Source organism: Arthrobacter sp. R4, assembly GCF_051365025.1.
GTDB lineage: Bacteria > Actinomycetota > Actinomycetes > Actinomycetales > Micrococcaceae > Arthrobacter.
Window position 1 is genome coordinate 1 of record NZ_JBLWIJ010000029.1, and the last position, 21,968, is coordinate 21,968.

General features: G+C 62.6%; 35 protein-coding genes and 1 pseudogene. 27 read left to right on the plus strand and 9 right to left on the minus strand.

All coding sequences use genetic code 11. The features are described from left to right. Positions 1-45: 45 nt before the first annotated feature. Genes ACLKOZ_RS16815 through ACLKOZ_RS16830 form a run of 4 tightly spaced genes read right to left on the minus strand, consistent with a single transcriptional unit; the run spans position 46 to position 5,070 of the window. A complete protein-coding gene (locus ACLKOZ_RS16815) occupies positions 46-1,758 on the minus strand; it encodes a glycoside hydrolase family 13 protein (protein ID WP_436476703.1) in 1,713 nt (570 codons plus the stop codon). 53 nt (positions 1,759-1,811) lie between these two features. Continuing rightward, on the minus strand, positions 1,812-2,711 hold the full coding sequence (locus ACLKOZ_RS16820) for a carbohydrate ABC transporter permease (protein WP_436476705.1): 900 nt from the start codon (positions 2,709-2,711) through the stop codon (positions 1,812-1,814). Beyond that, positions 2,711-3,655: a carbohydrate ABC transporter permease gene (locus ACLKOZ_RS16825; RefSeq protein WP_337350813.1), complete on the minus strand. Its 945-nt coding sequence runs from the start codon at positions 3,653-3,655 to the stop codon at positions 2,711-2,713. Before ACLKOZ_RS16825 ends, ACLKOZ_RS16820 begins: the two co-directional genes overlap by 1 nt. A gap of 26 nt (positions 3,656-3,681) precedes the next feature. Beyond that, the gene (locus ACLKOZ_RS16830) at positions 3,682-5,070 is read right to left on the minus strand and encodes an ABC transporter substrate-binding protein (RefSeq protein ID WP_436476708.1); all 1,389 of its coding nucleotides are present in this window, start codon (positions 5,068-5,070) and stop codon (positions 3,682-3,684) included. A 135-nt stretch (positions 5,071-5,205) separates the two neighbouring features. Between ACLKOZ_RS16830 and ACLKOZ_RS16835 the strand changes: the two genes are divergently transcribed. Beyond that, on the plus strand, positions 5,206-6,408 hold the full coding sequence (locus tag ACLKOZ_RS16835) for an ROK family protein (protein WP_436476710.1): 1,203 nt from the start codon (positions 5,206-5,208) through the stop codon (positions 6,406-6,408). Positions 6,409-6,443: 35 nt separating this feature from the next. Here ACLKOZ_RS16835 and ACLKOZ_RS16840 read toward each other — a convergent pair whose 3' ends face one another. The 3 genes and pseudogenes from ACLKOZ_RS16840 to yidC form a co-directional block, all read right to left on the minus strand. Beyond that, the gene (locus ACLKOZ_RS16840) at positions 6,444-7,100 is read right to left on the minus strand and encodes an NAD(P)H-binding protein (protein ID WP_436476711.1); all 657 of its coding nucleotides are present in this window, start codon (positions 7,098-7,100) and stop codon (positions 6,444-6,446) included. A 35-nt stretch (positions 7,101-7,135) separates the two neighbouring features. Then, positions 7,136-7,693 carry a dihydrofolate reductase family protein gene (locus ACLKOZ_RS16845; protein WP_337346810.1) on the minus strand — a complete coding sequence of 186 codons (558 nt, stop codon included), beginning with the start codon at positions 7,691-7,693 and terminating at the stop codon, positions 7,136-7,138. 128 nt (positions 7,694-7,821) lie between these two features. Further along, positions 7,822-8,595: pseudogene (gene yidC / locus ACLKOZ_RS16850) on the minus strand (membrane protein insertase YidC); the annotation flags it as partial. A gap of 372 nt (positions 8,596-8,967) precedes the next feature. Between yidC and ACLKOZ_RS16855 the strand changes: the two are divergent. Then, positions 8,968-9,168 (plus strand): hypothetical protein, encoded by a 201-nt coding sequence (locus ACLKOZ_RS16855; protein WP_436476714.1) that lies wholly within the window; start codon positions 8,968-8,970, stop codon positions 9,166-9,168. After that, positions 9,165-10,370: a tyrosine-type recombinase/integrase gene (locus ACLKOZ_RS16860; RefSeq protein ID WP_436476716.1), complete on the plus strand. Its 1,206-nt coding sequence runs from the start codon at positions 9,165-9,167 to the stop codon at positions 10,368-10,370. The genes ACLKOZ_RS16855 and ACLKOZ_RS16860 overlap by 4 nt, the downstream gene beginning before the upstream one ends. 39 nt (positions 10,371-10,409) lie before the next feature. Here the strand turns inward: ACLKOZ_RS16860 and ACLKOZ_RS16865 are convergent, their stop codons facing one another. After that, the gene (locus ACLKOZ_RS16865) at positions 10,410-10,712 is read right to left on the minus strand and encodes a helix-turn-helix domain-containing protein (RefSeq protein WP_436476931.1); all 303 of its coding nucleotides are present in this window, start codon (positions 10,710-10,712) and stop codon (positions 10,410-10,412) included. A gap of 358 nt (positions 10,713-11,070) precedes the next feature. Beyond that, a complete protein-coding gene (locus ACLKOZ_RS16870; RefSeq protein WP_436476718.1) occupies positions 11,071-11,325 on the minus strand; it encodes a helix-turn-helix domain-containing protein in 255 nt (84 codons plus the stop codon). 178 nt (positions 11,326-11,503) lie between these two features. Here ACLKOZ_RS16870 and ACLKOZ_RS16875 point away from each other — a divergent pair, with 178 nt between their 5' ends. The 24 genes from ACLKOZ_RS16875 (at position 11,504) to ACLKOZ_RS16990 (ending at position 21,799) form a co-directional block, all read left to right on the plus strand. Continuing rightward, on the plus strand, positions 11,504-11,752 hold the full coding sequence (locus ACLKOZ_RS16875; RefSeq protein WP_436476720.1) for a helix-turn-helix domain-containing protein: 249 nt from the start codon (positions 11,504-11,506) through the stop codon (positions 11,750-11,752). Next, positions 11,749-11,934, plus strand: coding sequence for a hypothetical protein (locus ACLKOZ_RS16880; RefSeq protein ID WP_436476722.1), 186 nt, complete (start codon positions 11,749-11,751; stop codon positions 11,932-11,934). Before ACLKOZ_RS16875 ends, ACLKOZ_RS16880 begins: the two co-directional genes overlap by 4 nt. Before the next feature lie 107 nt (positions 11,935-12,041). After that, positions 12,042-12,272, plus strand: coding sequence for a hypothetical protein (locus tag ACLKOZ_RS16885; RefSeq protein ID WP_436476724.1), 231 nt, complete (start codon positions 12,042-12,044; stop codon positions 12,270-12,272). 503 nt (positions 12,273-12,775) lie between these two features. After that, positions 12,776-13,045 carry a hypothetical protein gene (locus tag ACLKOZ_RS16890; protein WP_436476725.1) on the plus strand — a complete coding sequence of 90 codons (270 nt, stop codon included), beginning with the start codon at positions 12,776-12,778 and terminating at the stop codon, positions 13,043-13,045. Further along, positions 13,042-13,230, plus strand: coding sequence for a hypothetical protein (locus ACLKOZ_RS16895; RefSeq protein ID WP_436476727.1), 189 nt, complete (start codon positions 13,042-13,044; stop codon positions 13,228-13,230). Before ACLKOZ_RS16890 ends, ACLKOZ_RS16895 begins: the two co-directional genes overlap by 4 nt. After that, positions 13,230-13,601, plus strand: coding sequence for a hypothetical protein (locus tag ACLKOZ_RS16900; protein WP_436476729.1), 372 nt, complete (start codon positions 13,230-13,232; stop codon positions 13,599-13,601). The genes ACLKOZ_RS16895 and ACLKOZ_RS16900 overlap by 1 nt, the downstream gene beginning before the upstream one ends. Beyond that, on the plus strand, positions 13,598-13,879 hold the full coding sequence (locus ACLKOZ_RS16905; RefSeq protein ID WP_436476731.1) for a hypothetical protein: 282 nt from the start codon (positions 13,598-13,600) through the stop codon (positions 13,877-13,879). Before ACLKOZ_RS16900 ends, ACLKOZ_RS16905 begins: the two co-directional genes overlap by 4 nt. After that, positions 13,876-14,019, plus strand: coding sequence for a hypothetical protein (locus ACLKOZ_RS16910; protein ID WP_436476732.1), 144 nt, complete (start codon positions 13,876-13,878; stop codon positions 14,017-14,019). Before ACLKOZ_RS16905 ends, ACLKOZ_RS16910 begins: the two co-directional genes overlap by 4 nt. Then, positions 14,016-14,210, plus strand: coding sequence for a hypothetical protein (locus tag ACLKOZ_RS16915; RefSeq protein ID WP_436476734.1), 195 nt, complete (start codon positions 14,016-14,018; stop codon positions 14,208-14,210). The genes ACLKOZ_RS16910 and ACLKOZ_RS16915 overlap by 4 nt, the downstream gene beginning before the upstream one ends. Then, positions 14,207-14,473 carry a hypothetical protein gene (locus ACLKOZ_RS16920; protein WP_436476736.1) on the plus strand — a complete coding sequence of 89 codons (267 nt, stop codon included), beginning with the start codon at positions 14,207-14,209 and terminating at the stop codon, positions 14,471-14,473. Before ACLKOZ_RS16915 ends, ACLKOZ_RS16920 begins: the two co-directional genes overlap by 4 nt. A gap of 123 nt (positions 14,474-14,596) precedes the next feature. After that, positions 14,597-14,932: a hypothetical protein gene (locus ACLKOZ_RS16925; protein WP_436476738.1), complete on the plus strand. Its 336-nt coding sequence runs from the start codon at positions 14,597-14,599 to the stop codon at positions 14,930-14,932. 17 nt (positions 14,933-14,949) lie between these two features. Then, positions 14,950-15,633 carry a hypothetical protein gene (locus ACLKOZ_RS16930; protein WP_436476740.1) on the plus strand — a complete coding sequence of 228 codons (684 nt, stop codon included), beginning with the start codon at positions 14,950-14,952 and terminating at the stop codon, positions 15,631-15,633. Beyond that, positions 15,630-15,869 (plus strand): DUF1660 family phage protein, encoded by a 240-nt coding sequence (locus ACLKOZ_RS16935; protein WP_436476742.1) that lies wholly within the window; start codon positions 15,630-15,632, stop codon positions 15,867-15,869. The genes ACLKOZ_RS16930 and ACLKOZ_RS16935 overlap by 4 nt, the downstream gene beginning before the upstream one ends. Then, a complete protein-coding gene (locus ACLKOZ_RS16940) occupies positions 15,866-16,174 on the plus strand; it encodes a hypothetical protein (protein ID WP_436476744.1) in 309 nt (102 codons plus the stop codon). Before ACLKOZ_RS16935 ends, ACLKOZ_RS16940 begins: the two co-directional genes overlap by 4 nt. 219 nt (positions 16,175-16,393) lie before the next feature. After that, the gene (locus ACLKOZ_RS16945) at positions 16,394-16,597 is read left to right on the plus strand and encodes a hypothetical protein (RefSeq protein ID WP_436476746.1); all 204 of its coding nucleotides are present in this window, start codon (positions 16,394-16,396) and stop codon (positions 16,595-16,597) included. Then, positions 16,594-17,520, plus strand: a complete 927-nt coding sequence (locus tag ACLKOZ_RS16950; RefSeq protein ID WP_436476748.1) for a DNA-methyltransferase — start codon at positions 16,594-16,596, stop codon at positions 17,518-17,520. Before ACLKOZ_RS16945 ends, ACLKOZ_RS16950 begins: the two co-directional genes overlap by 4 nt. A gap of 199 nt (positions 17,521-17,719) precedes the next feature. Further along, on the plus strand, positions 17,720-18,538 hold the full coding sequence (locus ACLKOZ_RS16955) for a YqaJ viral recombinase family protein (protein ID WP_436476750.1): 819 nt from the start codon (positions 17,720-17,722) through the stop codon (positions 18,536-18,538). 448 nt (positions 18,539-18,986) lie between these two features. Continuing rightward, entirely contained in the window at positions 18,987-19,556 is a 570-nt protein-coding gene (locus ACLKOZ_RS16960; RefSeq protein WP_436476751.1) for a hypothetical protein, read from the plus strand. Continuing rightward, a complete protein-coding gene (locus ACLKOZ_RS16965) occupies positions 19,553-19,792 on the plus strand; it encodes a hypothetical protein (RefSeq protein ID WP_436476753.1) in 240 nt (79 codons plus the stop codon). Before ACLKOZ_RS16960 ends, ACLKOZ_RS16965 begins: the two co-directional genes overlap by 4 nt. Further along, entirely contained in the window at positions 19,789-19,968 is a 180-nt protein-coding gene (locus ACLKOZ_RS16970) for a hypothetical protein (RefSeq protein ID WP_436476755.1), read from the plus strand. The genes ACLKOZ_RS16965 and ACLKOZ_RS16970 overlap by 4 nt, the downstream gene beginning before the upstream one ends. Then, positions 19,969-20,412, plus strand: coding sequence for a single-stranded DNA-binding protein (locus tag ACLKOZ_RS16975; RefSeq protein ID WP_436476757.1), 444 nt, complete (start codon positions 19,969-19,971; stop codon positions 20,410-20,412). Beyond that, positions 20,412-20,609: a hypothetical protein gene (locus ACLKOZ_RS16980; RefSeq protein WP_436476759.1), complete on the plus strand. Its 198-nt coding sequence runs from the start codon at positions 20,412-20,414 to the stop codon at positions 20,607-20,609. The genes ACLKOZ_RS16975 and ACLKOZ_RS16980 overlap by 1 nt, the downstream gene beginning before the upstream one ends. A gap of 159 nt (positions 20,610-20,768) precedes the next feature. Continuing rightward, positions 20,769-21,386, plus strand: a complete 618-nt coding sequence (locus tag ACLKOZ_RS16985) for an RNA ligase family protein (protein WP_436476761.1) — start codon at positions 20,769-20,771, stop codon at positions 21,384-21,386. A gap of 116 nt (positions 21,387-21,502) precedes the next feature. Then, complete coding sequence (locus tag ACLKOZ_RS16990; protein WP_436476763.1) at positions 21,503-21,799, plus strand: DUF4406 domain-containing protein; 297 nt, start codon at positions 21,503-21,505, stop codon at positions 21,797-21,799. The last annotated feature ends 169 nt before the right edge of the window (positions 21,800-21,968 follow it).

Here is a 21,968-nt window from a genome sequence, read left to right on the forward strand (position 1 = left end):
GGGGCCCGGCCGGGCCCCGCCACCTGTGCTTGCTATGGGGTTAGGTCAGCGCAGCCAGACGGTGCTGTTGGCGCCCAGCTTGCCGTTCTCCAGCGGCGAGCTGCTGACCAGGACAGTTCCTGCAGGGAGTTCGACGGCGGTGTCCCCGAAGTTGGTGACGGACTGCCAGCCGCCGGGCCGACGGAAGTGCAGGACCTCGGGGTTGCCGGTCTCCACCCACTCCAATTCCTCCGCAGCCTGGAGTTCGCGGCGGAGCTTCAGGGCCGTGCGGTACAGCTCCAGGGTGGAGTTCTCGGTGCCGTCCTGCGCCTCCACCGCGTACTTGCCGAACCAGTCCGGCTGCGGCAGGTGTGATCCACCGTCGCCAAAGCCGAAGGAGGTTCCTTCAACCTTCCAGGGAAGCGGCACGCGGCAGCCGTCACGGCCTACCTCAACACCCTTGTTCCGGAAGAAAGAGGGATCCTGGCGTTCGGCGTCGGGAATTTCCGCCACTTCCTGCAGGCCAAGTTCCTCGCCCTGGTAGAGGTAGGCGGATCCGGGGACCGCCAGCATCAGCAGGGTGGCGGCGCGGGCGCGGCGCTCACCGAGCTCGACGTCAAGTTCTTCCTTGGGGCCGCCGGCCAGCAGCCAGTCCTTACCGTCCTGGCCCTTAGCGTGCTTCTTGCCCGCGGACGCCTTCGGCAGGCCGTAGCGCGTGGCGTGCCGTACGACGTCGTGGTTGGAGAAGACCCAGGTGGACGACGCGCCGGTGGCGGCGGCTTCAGCCAGGTTGTGCGTAATGATTTCGCGGAAGTCCTCGGCGTTGAAGTCGGCCTGGAGCAGGTCGAAGTTGAAGGCCTGGCCCAGGCCTTCCGGGCTGGCGTAGCGGGCGCGGCGGGTGGCGTGCACCCAGGCTTCAGCCACGGCGGTGCGCGGCGGGTTGTATTCGTTGAACACCTCGCGCCACTCGACGTAGATGTCGTGCACGTCGTCGCGGTCCCAGAAGGGGTGCGAGCCGTCGTCGAACCCGTCCGTGCCGGTGTTGGCCGCGCTCAGTTCCAGCTTGGAGAGCAGCGGTTCGGTAAGGTCCTTGGTGAGGGCGTGTGCCACGTCCACGCGGAAGCCGTCCACGCCGCGGTCTGACCAGAAGCGCAGGGTCTTGAGGAAGTCGTCGCGGACCTCGCGGCTGGACCAGTTCAGGTCCGGCTGCTCCTTCGCGAAGATGTGCATGTACCACTGGCCGGGGCTTCCGTCCGGTTCGGTGATGCGTTCCCAGGCCGGTCCGCCGAAGACGGAATCCCAGTCCGACGGCGGGAACTCGCCGTTGGGGCCCTTGCCGTCGCGGAAGATGTAGCGGTCGCGGGCAGCGGAACCCTTCGGCGAGGCGAGCGCCTCCTTGAACCATTCGTGCCGGTTCGAGGAGTGGTTCGGGACGATGTCGGCGATCAGCTTGATGCCCGCGGCGTGCAGCGCCTTGGCCATCTCGTCGAAGTCCGCCAAGGTGCCCAGCTTGGGGTCCACGTCGCGGTAGTCGTCCACGTCGTAGCCGCCGTCCGCCAAGGCCGACGGGTAGAACGGGCTGAGCCACACGGCGTCGATCCCCAGTTCCTTCAGGTACGGGACCTTGGCCGTGATGCCCTTGATGTCACCCAGGCCGTCGCCGTTGGAATCGGCGAAGCTGCGCGGGTAGATCTGGTAGACCGCGGCCTGGCGCCACCAGTTGGGATCGGCCAGGCGGTCTGAATCGGACAGGGTTGCCAGAGTGGCAGTGGTGGACAAAGGATGATCCTTTTCTCTTGTGTTGTTGGTTCTTGCTGGCTTTATTGGTCTGGCTATTTCACGGCCCCGCGCATTACTCCGGACAGTACCCACCGTTGGGCCAGGATGTAAACCACCAGGGTGGGGGCCATGGCCATCAGGTAGGACGCGAATGCGAGGCTGTAGTTGGTGTTGAATTCGCCCTGGAAGAGCATCTGGACCACGGGGAGTGTCTGCAGCGCCGGATCGGCGATCATCATCTGCGGCAGCAGGAAGTCGTTCCACGAACCCAGGAAGGCGAAGATGCCTACGGTGGCGTTCATGGGTGCCAGCAACGGGAAGATGATCTTGCGGAACACCTGCCAGGTGGTGGCGCCGTCCATCCGCGCCGATTCTTCCAACTCCACGGGAATGGAACGGACGAAGGCGATGTAGAGCAGCGCGTTGAACGAGATTCCGCCCAGCACGTGCAGGAAAACGACGCCGGCCGGGTTGTCCAGGCCAAGGAGGGCCGTCTGCTTGATCAGGGGCAGGATGATGACCGGGAACGGGATGAACATGGCCGAGAGCAGGTACACAAAGGAGCCGCGGAAGAACCTGTGGTTCCAGTTCCGTGCGATCGCGTAGGCCACCAGCGAGCTGCAGGCCAGCGAGCCGAGCACGCTGAGGACGGTGACGAAGGCCGTGGACATAAAGGCCCGCGGGAAGTTGGTGGCCACGTACGCGGCGGCGAAGTTTTCCCAGTTCATCGGGTTGGGCCAGGCAAGGCCGGTACCCGTGCCGATCTGGTCCGGCGACTTCAGGGCCATGGCCACCGTGAAGTACAGCGGCAGCAGGACCGTCAGGGAGGCCGCCAGCATGAGGGCAGTGAGCCACCAGTTGACTTTGAAGCCTTCGCGGGCCGACCGGCGGTTCCTGCGGGCCGTTGCCTTCGTTGCGTTGGGTGCGGAGCGGATAAGAGTCGATGAAGTCATTAGAGAGATACCCCCCGGCGCTGGATGAGGCGCAGCTGGATGACGGAGATCAGCAAGGTGATCAGGAAGTAGATGACGGCATTGGCCATCTGGTAGGAGTAGTCGCCGCCCGTGAAGCCGGAGAAGATGCGCATGGCCACTGACTGCGTCGCCATGCCTGGGCCGCCGCCGGTAAGGCCCACGATGATCTCGTACGTGCCCAGGAAACCCTTGAAGCCGAGGATCACATTGATCACCAGGTAACCGAGGATAAGGGGCAGCGTGAGGCTAAGGAACTGGCGGAAGCTGCCAGCCCCGTCCAGGTCAGCGGCTTCATAGACTTCCGAAGGTACGCTCTGGAGGCCGGCGAGGTAGATGATGGTAGCCCCGGGCGCCGCCTGCCACACGGTGACCAGCACGATGGCCAGCCAGGCGAGGTTTTCGTTGGCGAGGATGCTGGTGGCCAGCGGCGTGACGCCGAAACGCTCCGCCAGGACCGGAAGGGTGTTCGAGAACAGGTAGTTGAACACAAAGGACACGATCAGGGCAGAGAGCACCATGGGGATGAAGAACACGGTGCGGATGCCGGTGCGCCACTTGATCTTGGCGTTCAGGCCAAGGGCGATGGCCAGTGCCACGACGTTCACCACCACGGTGGTGGTCAGGGCAAAGACGAACGTGAAGATGTACGACTGCAGGACAGCGGGGTCCTTGAAGATGTTGACGTAGTTGGCCAGCCCGATGAACTTCCAGTCTCCGTAGCCGGCGTAATTGGTCAGGCTGAAGAACACGCCCACCAGTGCCGGGAGGGTGATGAAGAAGGCGAACAGTGCCAGGACCGGCACCACCATCCAGTAGTAGGTGGGGTCGATCCGGCGTTTGGTCCGGACGGTTGGCGCTTCGGCTGAGGCTGAGTCGGTGCGCGGGGACGGGGCTGCCTCGGCCGCCAGGGAAGTTGTGGTCACGGTGGCTCCTGGGATCGGGGTGGGCATCAGACCGCTGTCCGTTCGGCGACTCGGCGCCATTCGTCGTCGAGCGCGGAGAGGAACTGGTCGCCGTTCTTGTTGTAGACAAACGACTGAATGTAGTTGTTTACCGGCACTGAGGGCGGGAAGTACGTGACGGCGCCCTGGAAATAGCGGGCTTCCCTGATGGAGTCGTTGAGTCCGCTGATCTGCGGATTCGTCACTGCCGGGGCGTCCTTGAGCGGGGAGAAGGCGGCGTTCTTCTCGTTGTAGGTGTTCACTACGTCCGGCTCCAGCAAGTAGGCGACGAACCGCTGCGCCGCTGCCATGTTCGGGGTGTTCCGCGTAATGGACAGCGCCATATCCACGTTGACCCGTGCCTTGTTCTCCTCCGGGTTGTTGGTGACGGGCAGCGGAAAGGTGCCCAGCCGGATCGCAGGATTGGCGGCCACCAGCTGGGACAGGGCCCACGGACCCTGCAGGTACATGGCTGCTTGTCCCTTGGCGAACGCAGCATTGCCGTCGGCGTAGTTCTTGCTGGCGGCGCCGCCCTGGGAGTAGGACGCCAGCTGCAGCATTTTAGGCATGGCAGGGCCGAAGTTGTTGGTGAATGATTCCGGGGCGGCCGTGCTGATATTGGCGCCAGTGGCATTGAGTTTCGTGAAGAATTCGGCAACGTCCAGTGAGCCGCCGGCTACGTAGTCGAACATGCCCTGCGCAAGGGTCCAGGGGTCCTTGAAGGTCCCGTAAATCGGGGCGACGCCGGCAGCTTTGAAAGTCTCGCAGGCGGCCACGAATTCGTCCCAGGTGGTGGGGACGGCGACGCCGTGGGCCTCGAAGATGTCCCGGTTGTAGATAACTCCGGCGGCAGCAACGGAGAACGGCAGGGCGCTGGTCTCGTTGCCTTTGTACCGGCCCCAGGAGCTGATGAGTTCCTGCATCTCCGGGTTGATGGTGGAGGCTGCGGGGAGGTCGGCGAGGTCGGCGAAGATGCCCTTCTTGACGAAGTCAGCGGTGGCCTGCGCGAAACCGCGGGTCACGACGTCGGGCGGATCGTTCCGCACCAGGCCGGGGACGAAGTTGCCTTCGTTGAAGTCCTGGATCACACGGATGTCCGGGTTCAGCGCTTCGAAGTCCTTGATCACCTGGTTGAAGTAGTCCACCACCTCGGGCTTGTTCTGCATAAAGCGCAGTGTGGTGACGCCGTTTTGCTGGCTGGCGCTGGCGGCGCAGCCGGTCAGGGGAAAGATGGCGGCAGCCCCGGCAAGGCCGGCGGCACGGAGAAGGGAACGCCTGCTCAGCAGTGATGCGGGCACGGCGGCGTTCACAGGGCGGCGGCTGACGCGGCGTTGCGGCGGGGCCGGGGCGAGGGCGGGCAGTGCTTCGGGATGCAGTTCACAGTTGCTCCTTTGCAAAAGGCGAAAGTGGAGGGCTGGGAGAGATGCCAGTGGTCGGCGGCCGTCCGGTCCGACTGGTTCCAGCTATTTATTTGGAATCTAAATTTAGTTCCTCAAGTATTATGTGGTGGAAAGCACAGAGAGGTCAACACCATGTCGGAAATCTCCGCGGCAACGCCCCAACTGCTGCGGCGCGTGAGCGCTGGAGCAGTCCTGGATTACCTGCGCGCCTCAGAAGCCGTAACGGTCACGGACGTCATGGAAGCCACCGGACTCACGCGCGCCACGGCCATTTCGGTGTGTGAGGACCTCATGGAACGGGGCTGGATCCGGGAGCTGGAGAACCAGCGGGCGTTTGGCGGCTACCAGAAGGGCCGGCCGGCACGGCGGTTCGAACTCAACGAACGCGCCGGCTATGTCCTGGGCATGGACGTGGGCATCCGGCAGGCAACGGTGGTGGTGTCCGACCTCCGCGGGAAGGCGCTTGGCAGGGCCAGCCAGCCGTTCGCGGAAGCGGAAATTTCGGCCGAAGAGCGAATCTCGGTGATCGACCGCGCCGCCATGCTGGCGCTGCACAGCGTTGGCGCCTCCCCCGAATCAGTCCTTGCCGTCTGTGCCGGTATTGCGGCCCCGGTGGACCGCAACGGCGACGTGCTGGTGACACAGCACTTTTGGGGACTGTTCGACGTCGGCCTGAAGGCTGCGCTGCGGGACCGGCGGGGATGGACCGTACTGCTCGAGAACGATGCAAACCTTGCCGCCCTCGGCGACCGCTGGCGGGGCGCCGCGGCCGGCGTCGACGACGTAGTGGTCATCCTCGCCAGTGAGCGCTTCGGCTCCGGGGTGATCGACGGCGGGCGGCTGGTGCATGGCCGCGGCGGAGGCGCCGGCGAGCTCGCCTTCCTGGACATGGTGGAGGGAGTGGGAAACACATTCGGCATCGCCTTCCTGGCCAGGGAATGGGCAACCGACGCCCTCGCCGGGAAAGCTGAAACTTCGCTGCGCGAACATGCCGCCGACGGTGCAGAAGCTGCGCACGTCTTCGCTGCCGCCGCCGAAGGCGATGCCGTGGCCCTGAAGATCCTCGAACGACTGGCCGACAGGATGGCCCGGGTGATCGGGGCCGTGGCCACGATCATCAACCCCGAACTGGTGGTCATTGGCGGCGCCGTAGCCAAGTCCGCAGGAGTGCTGCTCGACCCGATCGCCGAACGCCTGAAACAGTACACCGCCACTCCCCCACGCCTGGCGGTCTCCCCGCTGGGCGATTCGATCGTCACCGTGGGCGCTGTACGGTGCGCCCTCGATTACGTGGAGAAGAACACCCTGGACCTGCAGCTTATGGCGCGTGCCTAACCCCACCTGCCACCGGCCTCGGCCTCGGCTACAAGCTAAGCCTGCGGCTCCAGCGCGGCAGCAATTGGCAGGGTGCCGTCGCGGAATTCGATGGTCCGCCCCGCGGTTTCGGGCAGGTCCAGCACGGCAGCGGCCACGCTGGCAGTATTGCTGCGCGAGGTTTCCCTGCCGCCCGCCGCTGGGGGGTTGACGTCGATCCGCCCCGTCCCCGGCTTGTCCGTCAGCGTGCCGGGGCCAAGGATGGTCCAGGCCAGCTGGGTTCCCCGCAAGTACTCGTCCGCCGCCGCCTTCGCTTCTGCGTACGCGAAGAAGCTGTTTTCCGCCGGGACGCCGTGGTCCGGACCCGCGCCCAGGTAGGACACCATCACATACCGTCCGACGCCGGCCTCCGCCGCAGCGTCCATGGACCGGATGGCCGCATCCCGGTCCACAGCGTAAGTCCGTTCGGGATTTCCGCCGCCCGCCCCGGCTGACCAGACCACGGCGTCATGGCCGGCGAGGCACTCGGCGATCGCCGCCGTCGTCGAACTTTCAACATCCAGGACCGACGGCGTTGCCCCCGTTGCCGCCACGTCAGGCGCGTGGTCGGGGTTGCGGATGATCGAGGTGACGCTGTGCCCCTCTTCCGTAAGCAGAGCGGACAGGCGGAGGGCCACTTTGCCGTGGCCACCAATGATTGCGATGCGGGTCATGCCCCCATTCTGCCCTCTCTTGAGCCGGCAACACCTCAGGACAACGTGCGGTAGCGGAGGTAGACCACGCCGTTTCCGAACCTTCGCTCTTCAAGGAGTTCCAGCCGCAGGTTCAGCCCGTCCGGCAGGAACCGCTTGCCGCCGCCTACAACCACTGGGTTGAGGAAGACCTGGCATTCGTCCACCAGTCCGGCGTTGAGCGCGGCAGCGGCCAGCGTGGCGCCGCCGATCCCCAGCCTGCCGTCCGTCCCGGCCTTCAGCTCCCGGACCCCGTCGGGGCTGAACGTGGTCTCGATCCTGGTACGGGCTGTGTCAACCGTTGCCAGCGATGTGGAGTAGACAACCTTGTCTGCCGCCCGCCAGATCCGTGCATAATCCTGGATCACCGGCGGATCCTCGGCGCCGCCCATACCCTCCCAGGCTGACATGACCTCGTACATGCGGCGCCCGAACAGGTAGGTGCCGACTTCACGTTCGAGGTCGTTGATGAAGGCATGGACTTCCTCGTCCGGGGCGCTCCAGTCGAAGTTGCCCTGGCGGTCTGCGACGTAGCCGTCCAAGGATGCAATAGAGGAATAGATGAGCTGGCCCATTCGCCCATTCTGCGCCTGGCGGCATCACTTGGGTAGGCGCTGGCGGGATGCGGCGCCGCCCGCTGCGGTGAGGGGTGAGCTCTCGGCGCTAAGCCCCGGCCTAAGCGCCGAGAGCTCACCCCTCACTTGATGAAAAACTGTTGCACCATGGTCCAGAGATTGGTGGTGGTCCAGTAGATCAGGACGCCGATCGGAAAGAAGATGCCACCCACGGCGAAAACAAGCGGCAGGACATAAAGGATCATCTTCTGCTGGCGCACGAGGGGATTGTCCGTGGACTCGTCAGGCATGTTCCTGGCCAGGGCCCTTCTCTGGGCGATGACCTGTGAGGCAGTCATAGCCAGGATCATCACAAGAGTGAGTGCCGTGACCGCCACCGGGTCGCCGCTGACATGAAGCACAGACGCTGAGAGCGGTGCCCCGAAAATGCTCGACTCGCCGAACTGCAGCACCTGCTCAGGGTTCATTGCTCCGATGCCTTTGGCCTCCCGGGCCGCGGCTGGTATGCCGGCGAGTACTTGGAAGAGCGCGAAGAAGAAGGGCACCTGGATGAGCATCGGCAGGCAAGCGGAGAAGGGGTTGGTCCCATGTTCCTTGTAGAGGGCCATCTGCTCCTGCGCCATCGCCTGCCGGGACAGTTGATCGGTCTTGCCCCTGTACTTGTCCTGCAGCTTCTTCAGTTCCGGCTGCAGGAGCCGCAGCCGGCGCTGGGCGCTGACCTGCCGCAGGAACACGGGAATCAGAGCGGCACGGATAATCAGCACGAGGCCAACGATGGACAAAGTCCACGTCCAACCGCTCACCGCAGGCATGCCGAGAGAGGTCAGGGCGTCGTGGAGTCCAACCATGGTGGCGGAGACAAACCAATTGAACGGAACCATGATTGTTTCAAAGAAGTCCACTGATATCCCCCTCGCCAAGTGCTGCAAAGCTACGGCGAAAAGCCGCGGTTGTCACGGCCTCTCACCGCGGCCAGCATGGCGCCCTGCCGGGAGACAGAAAAACCCCCGGAATCTCGGGGATTCCGGGGGCTTAGCCTGTAGCGGTGGGGAGGCTCGATCTCCCGACCTCACGATTATGAGTCGTGCGGTTGGTATTTAATCCATTCGATGTACTACCAGTCCACCCCTAGAATCCGCGGAATGTAGGGTAAATCCAGCAACTCCCGTCACCCCAGAAACTCCTAGAAACTTCTAGCAATGGCTACAGTAATGGCTATAGTAGATACATGGCATCCAATCGGACGCCAAGCATGGCGAAGATTGGGGCAGTAAATGACTAACCAAGTGATCCCGGCGGAGGCTGTCGAGGCGGCGCATGAGCGGCTTGACGCGATGGGTTCCTACGTCCCACGAAAGTATCTAGCCGCAGCCCTCGAAGCTGCAGCGCCGCACATGCTGGCGGGTGCGTGGCGCGAGGGCCTTGACGCTGGGCGGGGGGTAGAGGTAGTGCGTAACCCCTACGCTGCCCTATGACCCGCGGCAAGGGTGAGGGGTCGATCTACAAGCGCTCCACGGACGGGATGTGGTGTACATCCATAGAGCTCCCACCCGGGCTCGACGGGAAGCGACGCCGCAAAGTCGTGTGCCGGAAGGACAAGGCCGCCGTCGTGACCGAGCTCCGGAAGATCCAAGCCGAGCTTGCGAAACGCGGCAACCTTGAAACCAACTCCGTCACCCTGGAGAAGTGGGCCTCGCACTGGCTAGACCGGATCGCACCCAAAGACATCAAGCCGCGGACGCTCGCCGGATACCGTACAGTCATCGACGGCTACGTGATTCCCGTCCTCGGCAAGAAGACGCTCGGGAAGATCAGCGCCCAAGACGTGCGCCGGCTGCATGACGTCATGGCCGCGACGCCCAAGGACCCCAAGCTGCGGGAGAAGAAGCCCGAGGACTTGCCCGAGGGAACCGTCATGCTGTCCTCAACGTACGTGCTGCTCGCGCACAACGCCCTGTCGGTCATGCTCGGCTCAGCCATGCGTGAAGGGAAGATCCCAGCCAACCCCTGCGACCTCGTCAACCGGCCGCGCAAGAGGGTCACCGAACAGCAAGCCCTCACGCTGCAGCAATCCATGGACCTGCTGCTATTCCTCGGCGGACGGGAGGACCTCGCGCTGTGGGCAACATACCTGCTCACGGGCGCGAGGCGCGGCGAGATCATCGGGCTGGAAGCTGACAGGGTAACCGACGTACTCGACCTGTCCTGGCAGCTACAGCGCATCACCAACATCAAGGACGTCCCCGATGACTTCGAGTACCGGCAAGTGAAGTCCACGCTCTACCTCACCCGGCCGAAGTCATCGTCGGGCTGGCGCATCATCCCGCTAGTCGAACCGTTGAAGTCCATACTCGCGCTCCACATGCAAGACCCGCACGAAGACGGGCTCGTGTTCCACGAAGACGGCCGGCCATGGGACCCCGACCGCGTCACCAAAGCATGGAAGCAGCTCATGCGAGACGCCAACCTGCCCGAAGACGTCGTGCTCCACGGCGCCAGGCACACGACCGTCGACCTGCTCTACGCCGCAAAGGTACCCGAAGACCTAATCCAACAGATCGTCGGACACTCCACACGCGCCATGACAAGGCTCTACAAAACCCGCATGGACACCACTAGGGCCCGGGAAGGTATGGAGTCACTCAGCGCTCTACTAAGGCCGCAGATCGAAGCATAAGAAGGGCCCCGCCAATACGGCGGGGCCCTTTCCTTTGCGTTAGAACTCTGGCAGTTCCAGCCCGAGGATCCTGCTGATTGATTCGACCTCATTAAGGGTGAAGCTGACTTCGTCGCGGAGGCGTTTACCAAGATAACTTCGGCTCACCCCGACAGATTTTGCGAGTGCCTGAGCGGTCACCCGCTGATCCGCCATGGCTATGCGGACACGACTGGAGAACGCCCGGGCAAGAGGGCTTGGAGAGGGCTGCTTACCTGTAGGCACTGGCATAGTGTATGGCCCCTTTGGGTGCATGTGGTTGTCATACGCGCAACCTGCTTCATATGGCCCCCAATGCCCCATATGAAGCGCAGATGCGCTGGCTATGATGCTACTCCATTGCAACCCCCAAGCAACTTTTTAGCTAGTACTTACCAGCGGGTACTGCTCCGTATGAGGCACAATGACGGTGGGTGAAGTCACGCAGCCGGCCAACCCGATGTCGCACCCATGCCTTATGGTGCTGACTAACGAATCTGTATGAGCTGGGGATATATCAATGGAGTTTGAGCGCGTTCTGAATCTTGCCCACGACACACCTACCAGCGCGCTGTGCGCTGCGTGGGGCGAGAGTCCCGAGGACGTGGACGCCCGGAAACGCGCAAGGACCCCGCTCACGATACGCGAGGCGGGGTCCCTGGCTGAACTGCATGGGCTCCGGTTAGAGGACGTCCTGCCCGTTTAGCCGGCGCTCTGCGCGCTGGGCCAGTTCGATCATGGACAGGTCCAGCGCTTTTGCGATCTCCGCGAATACGGGGAGGGGGATGTCGCGGCTACCGGACAGGTAGCGGTGCAGCGTGCTCGTGGGGATACCGGATGCATTGGCCAGGTCCGACTGCTTCCAGTCCTTCGCTGCCATTTCCGCCTTGATCTGCATGGCGATGGCTGATTGGATATCCGCTCCGTAATTTCCCATATGGAAAGAATATGCGCCATTTGGGTAGTTAACAAGTCGCATTGGTGAATCTTGCGCTGGTCTTGAGCATAACCTGTACGCAATATCACATCCCGACTACTTGCCAAGTGCTCACCAAGTACTCAGGTTCCAGCGTGGCGTACTTGCTTTATCCCCGTTTGGGGATTACCTTAGCCATATGGAAACCAATGGCGGGGACATCACCGCAACCACCAACCAGAACATAATCCGGGGAATCGTCGAACTGGCCACCAGCCGAAACGCTGTAGCTCGCAAAGCCGGAATCCCCCTCACCACCTTCAATCGAAAGCTCGACGGACACGCAGACTTCACACTCCGAGAGCTCGGTAAGATCGCAGAATCCCTAGACCGCCAGCTTGCGGACATACTCCCCTCCGAACTACTAGAACCTCGGAGGGTGGCATGAGCGCCAAGCTTGCATACTCCATCCCCGAGGCCGCAGAAGTAGCCTCCACCTCCGTCAGCGTCCTCCGCCGCAAGATCGCCGCACACGACCTGACCGTCCGCTATATCGGAACGAAGCCAGTAATCCTGGCCGAAGAACTCACCGCATGGTTGGCAGCATTGCCGACCGAAGCTTCCAAGTAACACCGCCCGCTGCGCCAAGCGCCCGGCATCCCGCCCGACTCTAGGGCAACAATCACACCTTTACCGTCCTGAGATTCGCTCACAGGCGCAGATATAAGGGGACAGCTATGTCCGAATTTACCGCCACTGGTTACCGCGATCGCATCGTCGGATACGCCGCAGAGCACGGCCATGAAGTAGGGGCCAGCAAGGCTATGCGCCTCGCTGTGAAGCTCTGCAAGCGTCAGGCCCGCATGACGGACCTTGACCTTGAGCGCATCCTCACCCATTCAGATCCCACACCGAAGCAGGCGTTCCGGAACATCGAAGACGCCGAGCGCGAAAGGAACGCACGATGACCGCCACACCATCCCCCCGCCCCACGAACACGCCCACTCACCGCGTTGAGCGTTGCGCCGGCCTCACGGTGTACGTCCCGATCCGGCCGGTGAAGCCATGACCCCGTGCAAGTCGTGCGCCGCAACCACGACGACTCACAAGGCGTGGTGCATGCGTCGCCAGCCATTGAAGCCCGCGAACGCCCATGTTATCCGGGCCGAGTACCTGAGGATGTGCGCATGATCGCCGCGAAAGTTGGCCTCGACCTATCTGCACTCGTTGGGCCAATGGACGCCATTCCCTGTGAGCACGCTTTGCACGATGAACCTGCAAGCGGGCATCACGGACCCGCCACTCATTATGTCCGGAAGCAATGCAAGGGCTGCGAGAAGAAGCCCATCGTATACCCGGCATGCAGAGGCTTCATCGACATGCTGGCGGTCTACGAAGAGTGGGAGTGCCCGAAGTGCGACACGTTCGGGCCAGCCTCAAGCTTCATGACTGTTCTCGGGCCGGTGTCCCAATGATCGCCGCGGCCCTCGAAGACAACGACTGGCACGAGGATGCAGTCTCGACCCTCCTTGCCCTCGCTGACCGTCACGCCCTAATCACGAGCGACGACCTCCGCCGCGAGATGAGGCCGGCACCGCATCCGAACCACTACGGCGCAGCATTTACCGCCGCCCGCGCCTACGGGTATATCGAGCCCATCGGCTACCAAACATCAACAGCACTATCAAGGCACCGCGGAGTCATTCGCACATGGCGCCGCAAGACCGAAGGAGCGTCATGAACGGCATCTTCGCCCTCGTGCTGGCCTTCACTATCGTCGGCAGCTTCACCCTGATCCCCCGCGCTATCCAGCATGACCGGCTCCTCGAAGAACCCGAGGACATCGATTACGACACGCTCGATGCTGAGCGTGACACCCAAGCGGCCGACGATGCCGACGCCGCACGAAAGGAATACGGATTCTAATGACCACCACCCACCGCCACGCCGCCCCGTGGACGTTCCGCCGCTTCCTGGCGATGTTCACGGCACCGCGTCGTCGCTTCATCAAGGTAGACATCCTGACCGGCCGTGAAGCTGTAGCCCGTCACCTGTTCGGGGAAGCCTGCCACTGGTCCACGCTCGACATGCTGGAGTACGACAACACTCCCCGCCTCCGTGGTGGCTGGTTGGCTGAGGCTGACCGGCGTATCGCGGGCGGCCCGAAGATCAGCACGGCCGACGCTGACATTGCCGAATGGTACGGGCTCACACTCACCCAATGGGACGGCATGTCAGCGCTCGCCAAGGTAGACAAGCGCGAAGGCTACGCACAGGCTCGCGGGTTGGCGTCGTGAGCAATCCCGGCGAGCTCTACGACACGGGCATCGCGACAATCGGCGGTCGCGGGCAGCAGGCTACGGTCCCCTACCCGCACGCGCTGCACACCCTCACCCTGACCCGCGAAACTGTCAGCACCCACCCGGACCACTTCACCACCGCAGACGAGGCCATAGAGGCGCGTGTGAGGCGGCTTCAGGAAAACCACACACCGTACACCCGCGACGGTATGACGATCCGCTACACGGACCACGGTGGCGCGAAAGTCACACTCACTTATCAGGAGACGCCATGACCGCGCCGAATACCCGCGAAGATCTAGCCCGGATAGCGCATGATGCCATGTTCCCGGACGGCAACGGGGACATGATGACGTGGCCTCCGTCGCTGTTCACTATTGCCGACGCGATCCTTGCAGAGGGGTATCGGAAATGACCGCCGCCGACTACCAAGCCCTTGCCGCCGACGCAGCCACGGAGACGGCCAGCGTAAAGGCTGCCACGGCTCGTATCGCCTTCGACTACATGGCACCCCTCCCCGACCTGCACATCCGCCACGGACGGTCCTGGGAACCCGCAGCGAGACGATACCGGGACATCGAACCGGAAGAGAAGGAACTGGCATGAGCAGGCGCAAGTACGACCATCTCCGCGTCAGGGTGAATGAAGAGAAGCGCCTCCTGCGCGCCATCAAGCTCTACCCGTCATCGCCGCCGACTGACGACGCGATCTTCGGCGCCATAAGCCCGCAGGTAGCAGCGATCATTGACGAGCGTCACGACCGGGCAGTTGCTCGCCGCTGCTCCAACGGGAACTGCTCCATTGCGTGGGACCCCAAGCGCAGGCAGGCCTTGTACTCCATGGGTCCCGCGGGGTGCTGCGATGAGTAGCGCCCCACCTCCCCCGTTCGACCTCCCCGACTCCACCCCGATCCTTGCGGCGAAACTCCGGACCCTCCAAACCACGGACCCCGCAACATACGCGGCCATCAGGAACACGAAAGTAGAACAGACATGAGCACGACGAAGCGGGACAAATACCCGGAACACATCTACCTCGACTACCCTCCGTTCAATGGCTGGTCGGTCATCATGCGCGGCCACGGCCTGACCCCTGAGCAAGTCGAGGAGCAGGTCAAGGCGTTCGATCCCGGACTGACATCTACCGGCGTCACGGAAGAAGAGCACTTCGGGTACATGCCCCGTGTGAAGAACTGCGGCGACCGGCTGGGCACTAACTGCGACCAGGACGGCGAGTGGCACGGCCACTGGTATGCACTGAAGGCCAACCCTGATCCGTCCACACACTTTACGCTCGCCGCGTACAAGGATGCCGAGGCCTCCCTGTGACGGCGTCTGATCCGCGTGTGGGCGAAATCCAGGCACGACTCGACGCGGCAACACCGGGACCGTGGTTTCGCGAATACGGGGATGTCATCACGGCCCACCCCGACCCTCGGGACATGGAGGAAGGCTACGAAGACCCCCGCCATGCCCGCGTCGTTCGTGCTGCACCACATCTGCCGAAGAAGGACAGGCAGGCAATATCCGATGCCGAGTTCATCGCTGCCGCCCCCGCTGATGTCGCCTACCTCCTTGCCGAGTTGCGGAAGGCCACGAGAGCGGCTCAGACGCTAGGCCAGGTTATCGAGAAGCAATGCCGCGATGTACTTGACGTCACCGGCTTGCACCACCTCATCAACGCGGACGGCGATGGGCACTGGGACGTCGTCTGGATGCGCTTATTTGAGATGCGCGACGAGTTGGCGAGCCTGAAGGAATCGACAATCGGACGCGAGCGACTGCGGGGTGACAGTTGGCGTGATCGGGCGCAGGAGATGGAACTGTCCCGAGATGCTGCGGCGGCCGAGTTGCGGGACCGGGACGAGAAGCTCGCGAAAGTGGAGGCGCTACACACTCGTGCATTCAAGCCAGTAGAGACATGGGCCAAGGGTTACCGGTTCACGGGCGAGCACTGCGCATTTGATGGCGAACACTGGCCATGCGCGACTATCGCCGCTGTTGCTGCTGCGAACGGGGGCGGGGAATGAGGCGGCTGCTTTGCCGAGTGTTTGGCCACGCATGGAAGCACACAATGTCCGTGGGTGATGCCCGCGAGTACCTGTGCACCCGGTGCCGCGAACGGAAGGTCATCGTCAATGGCGTGACGCTCTCCCCGGAAGACTCAGCCGAGAAGAGCGCCGAGATGTGGGAAGGTGCCCGCGCCGTCATGTGGATGCTAGACAACGTTGAACCCGACTACACAACAGGCAGGGATCCCGAATGACCAAGACCATGGCCGAAGTGCTGGCCGAGCACACGTTTACGACTGACGACACGTGCGCTTGCACCTGCGATGAGATGTTCTACGACTGGCGCCGAACCCCGGAGGAAGTCCAGATAGAGCACAGCCTGCACGTCGAGATGGAGCTGCATAACGCGGGGTTTGGGTTGGTGGCCGACGCCGGAGCGAAAGCCTGGGACGAAGCCGTGAACGAGGCTGACCGGCAATGGCAGATCGGGCACGGATCAGCCGCGATCCTCAAAGCTGACAACCCATACCGTGCTGCGGCTCTGAGGGGCGAAGGGTGAGCGGCGTTGTGCAGTTTCCCCGTCGTCTCACGCGGCTAAGTAAGCGCGAGCAATATGAGGCGCTCTTGCCGCTCAAGTCTCCGAGCACATTGGCGGCCGTTATCCGGAAGGTTGGCACTGTGCGACTCACTGCGGACGAACTGGCCGAGACGGATGAGCGTATTGAAGTCATCTACGTAGAGGGAGCGAACGAATGGGAACTACGACTAAGGGGCCATGATGCGCACGACTAAGGCCCAGCGCATCCGGTTCGGTGTCCTCGCTGCACGCCACCAACTGGAACGGGGCAGGCTCACCGACTGGCAGGTCGACTACCTCGAAGGGTGCGAGGCGGTTGGGTGGCTGGTCAGGGACTCACGGCGGGCATACGACCGGGAACGGTTCAACGCACGGTGCCGGGCGTTCATATGGAGGGAAAGATGAGCATTTACTATCAAGATGAGACAATCACGCTGCATCACGGCAAGGCGCAAGAGGTTGCCCGAACTCTCCCCGATGGCTCCGTGGACTGCATCGTAACCTCACCGCCGTACTACATGCTCCGGGACTACGGCAGTGAAGGCCAGTACGGCATTGAGCCCACGCTGGCCGCATATGTCGAGAACATGCGGGAACTGTTCTACGAATTGCGGAGGGTGCTGGCCGACGACGGAACTCTATGGCTGAACCTTGGGGACTCCTACAACAAGATGAAGCAACTCCAAGGCGTGCCGTGGCGTGTGGCGTTTGCGCTGCAGGATGACTGGTGGGTGCTTCGGAATGACATCGTGTGGCACAAGCCCAATGCCATGCCGGAATCCGTGACTGATCGACTCACCTGTCGTTACGAGCACTTCTTCATGTTCTCCAAATCCAGGAACTACCACTTCGACTTGGACCCAATCCGAGAGGAACTGATCTACCCTGACGCCGCAGACGGGTCGCGGGTCTTCGGCGGAAAGAACAAGGCTGGGGATTTGCAGACTGGATCCAGCGCCCGTCGTACCGGCAATACCTATGGCGGCAAGTATGCACCCGAGGACAAGGCGCGGCCAGCTGATGGATCGAGGCACACTGGCGGTCACGCTAAGGGCAAGAATCCCGGCGACATGTGGAGCATTAACACGCAGCCATTCCCAGGCGCTCACTCAGCTGTAATGCCGCAGGAACTCGCACGCCGAGCCATAGTTGCCGGCTGCAAGCCAGACGGGACCGTGCTGGATCCATTCAGCGGATCGGGGACGACAGGACTCGTGGCGCAGAACAACGGCCGCAAGTATGTGGGTATCGACATCAGCGCCGATTACCTAAAACTCTCACTTGAAACTCGGCTACAGAATGCCGCGCTGGACTTCGGGCCCCGCTAATGGACCACGACGCCGCTAAAGAGAACTGGTCGCGGGTGACTAACCGGTACTGCGACTGCCCGGCATGGCGATACAACCCGCGAATCGTCAAGCCGACCAACCCGGAATGCCCGTTGCATGGGACAGCCTCCAACGACTGATAAACAAAAATCAACCACCGCCAGATAGGCGGTTTTTTTATGCCCAAGATTGGGGACAAATGAGCCTGGAAATATTCACCGAACTAGAGCAAGGATCGGACGAGTGGCTTGCCGCACGGTGCGGCATCGTCACGGCATCCGTTGTGGGGCAGCTTGTGACATCACGCCAGCCGACAGCAATCGAAACTGACTGCCCGGAATGTGGCGCACTAACGTCTGATCCTTGCATCGGGAAGCGTTCGCCGGCCCCACTGAAAACACTTCACCCGGCACGCGCAGCAGCGGCCCGCGGACTGGATCGTGTGATCGGCGCCGACCTGAACAGCGACACTGCACGCGGACTGGCCTTGACGCTCGTTGCTGAGCGCATCACCGGCCACGTGGAGCCTATGCAGGTATCCGGCCCGATGTTGCGTGGACAGCTTGATGAGCCCTACGCCCGTGACGCCTACAGCGAGCACCACGCTCCGGCGGACGTGATCGGCTTCATGGTCCGTGACTTCGGCAAGTACAAGCTCGGCTACTCACCGGACGGGCTCGTTGGCGACGACGGAATGATCGAGATCAAGAGCCGCGCCCAGAAGAAGCACCTTGCCACGATCCTGGCTGACGAGGTGCCAGCCGAGAACATGGCCCAGATGCAGGCGGGCTTGCTCGTGAGCGGCCGCGACTGGTGCGACTACGTTTCCTTCTGCTCGGGCATGCCCCTCTGGACGAAGCGCGTAGAGCCGAACGAGAAGTGGTTCGACGCGATTACGGACGCTGCCCTGACCTTTGAAGCGAACGCCGCCGAGATGATCTCCACCTACAACGCGGCCACCGAGAACCTCCCGCCCACCGAACGACTAGACCACTTCGCAGACATCGAGATTTTCTGATGTGGTCGCATCAATTAGGACTGTCCGCGCAAGCCATCTCAGGTAGTGGGCATAACCATCCATGGGACCCGAGCGACCTTCTGCGCTGCGTCAACTACTGCGAGGGGCGAGGCATAAGCACTGCCGTCCTACGGTCGCGGATGTCTGGCCGATCGATCGAATGGGACCGCCTGCTACCCGAGTGGGACAACCTAGTCGAGCTCCTACGCCACGAGATGGACACGCGCACCGATGGGAACGCGCCGCGCACCTACGCCGAGATGAAACGGGTACTCGCTGACGGCATAGCTTGCGCCACCTGTGACTCAACCGGCCGTGGCACCGAATGCGCCAAATGCAAAGGCACTGGCCACCGATCCGGCGGACGATGCCGAGCCAAGCACTGCTACCGAGGCGCCGACTTCTGCATCACCTGCAACGGACGCGGCTACACAACGAAGAAAGCGGAATGAAGATGGAAGACCTTGATATGACCGAGAGCTTGGCACCGAAAAGTGACCAGCTCGACGCGGTAGACCTTGTTGGCGGGCCGCGTACCTTCACCATTGAGAACGTCACCCGCCACAACGCCGAGCAGCCGTTCAACTTCCACCTTGCCGAGTTCCCCCGAGTGTGGCGCCCGGGCAAGTCGATGCGACGAGTCATTGCCGCCGCATGGGGCGGCAAGGCATCCAAGTACATCGGCCAGCGCATCACCCTCTACTGCGATAACTCCGTGGAGTTCGGTGGCGCTGCCGTGGGCGGCTCACGCATCAGCCACATGAGCGGCATCGGGGACAAGCCGCTCAAGGTGCCGCTGCTGATCAAGAAGGGCAGGAGCGCCATATTCACCGTCCAGCCACTCAAGGACGAGCCCAAACCGGCCCCCACCCCCGCCCGTGACTGGAGCAAAGAAGCCGCCGCACTCAAAGGCAACGTCGACGGACTCCGCGCCCTCTACATGGACGCACAAGCAGCCGGGGCAGACCCGGACACACTCGAACACATCAAGAACCAGGCGAAGGAAGTCAGCGAATGAGCGTCGAGCCGGAAACCTTTACCCGAGAGACACACGAATATGGGCGACTGTGGCCCGATGGAACATTCAACAAACTCGGGTGGGAAGACGAAAGGTATGCCCGCCGCCAGTTTGAAGAGCAGTCCTACGAGCTAAAGAACGTGCCCGCGTCACTGCGCCCCATCTTCGGCCGGCGACGAGTAGTGACGACCACCGAAACCTACCCCGCCGAAGCATGCCAGGAGCCGACCGAATGACCGAACCAGTAGTTTCCCTGTCCCTCACCCTGTCCCCGATCCTCAGCGAACACCCGCCCGTCGATCATCGCGGCGTACACCAGTTGCGGATCGGCGCGGTCACATTCGTCAACATCAACCCCGAAACAGCCCGCCAGTGGCTCCCAACAATCCAGCGAATCGCAGAGGAAAAGTAAATGGCAGACATCAAGTTCACCGGCAACCTTGGCCGTGACGCCGAACTGAAGTACACGAAGGCAGGCAGCCCGGTCATGTCCTTCAGTGTCGCGGATTCCAAGTCCCGCAAGACCGAATCTGGCGACTGGGAAACCCTTGCTGAGCAGTGGCTCAACTGCACCATCTGGGGCAGCCTGGCCGAGCACTACGACGGCAAACTCCCCAAAGGCACACGGGTCACCATCTACGGCGAGTTCTACAGCCGCAAGTACGAGAACAAGGACGGCACCCCCGGCGTATCGCTCGACGTCAACGTGAAGGGCGTCGACATCATGCCGTCACGCAAGGGCGGGGGCGGCAGGAGCTCGGACGAGACGGCCGCTGCTACCGGCTCATGGGGCAATACTGCCGGCGGGGATAGCGGTTCATGGGGTAACGGGCCCGACTCAGAGCCGCCGTTCTGATGGCTAAGGCAAGCATCTACTGGAACGCCGGCCGCACCGAGTGGGGCAAGCGAGGCTTCGATAACTTCCTCCTCGGCGCGTCATGGTCGCACTGGGGCAAGTGGCCTGAACGTCAGACGCACTTCTACCTCGGGCTCTGGACGCTGACCATCTACACGGCCAGCAAGGGCGGCAAGACGCGAAAGGATCTCCAATGAAAACCAAGCCCCGAGGCATCCACGCCACGTTCCGCACCGACTGCCATTGCGGGCAGGAGTTGACCGTCACCAACGGCCGACCAGACCCGCACGACTGCCGACCACCCGAACGGCCCGTCACACTCGCTGACATCCGGGCCGCACTTGAAAGGAAATCCAATGCCCATTGAGTTCAAGGAATGGCCTAAGACCCCGCGCCTACTCCGCAACATCACCATCACCGAGAAGATCGACGGCACCAACGCCGCTATCGGTGTTGTGCCCGTTGACACTGGAGAGGTTGACAGCCTCGACCCGAACATCATCGCCTACGTCACCACGGGTGATGTCCGGTACGGCGTCTATGCACAGTCCCGATCAAGGCTCATCACGCCCGGTAAATCCACAGACAACTACGGGTTCGCTGGGTGGGTACAGTCCAACGCGGGTGAGCTCGTTGAACTACTAGGCGAAGGGCTCCACTATGGCGAATGGTGGGGCAACGGCATCCAACGCAAGTATGGAATGGCCGAGAAATGGTTCTCACTGTTCAATACCGCCCGCTATGCCGCGCTTGAAACGGACCTGAACCTGTCAGTTGTCCCGGTGCTTTACGAGGGCCCGAATGACACTGAGGCAGTGACTGCTGCCCTTGAATCCCTGCGCATCAACGGATCGGTTGCTGCGCCTGGATTCATGAACCCCGAGGGCATATGCGTCTATCAGGCAGCGTCCCGGCAAATCTCGAAAGTCACGCTCGACAAGAACGACGCAGGCAAGTGGGAGCCTGCCGCTTAGTTACCCCACCCCGCACCAAACCCCAAGCCGCCCACCGAGGCGGTTTTTTCATGCCCGCGGCGCCCGGACCATCCCCCGGCCGGGCGCCGCGCACCACCCCAGAAAGAAGCACCCCTATGGCGAAGCTCTACATTGCAGGCCCCATGTCTGGCCTGCCCGAATATAACTACCCTGCATTCCACGCCGCAGAAGCCCGACTGAAGGCCGCTGGGTACGAGACGCTAAACCCGGCCAACAATCCCGAGCAGGACTCGTGGGAAGGCTACATGCGGGCAGCCATCGCCCAAGTCGTACAAGCGGACGGGATCGCCTACCTTCCCGGCTCATACAGCAGTCGGGGCGCACGGCTCGAACTACGCCTAGCCGAAGAACTGAGCATGAAAACCGCCCCGCTGGATTCGTGGATCCTATGACCCCCTGCTCCCGCTCGTGCTGCTGGACGCCCTTCTCGTGCGGCACAGACCGCTCCTGCGCCTGCCACTGGGACGAACGGAAGGGTTACGCGCCCACCCTCAAAGGCGGGGCCGATGCGACCTACAACGACCCCACAGCCCGGACAGCCATCTACAACATCGAAAAAGA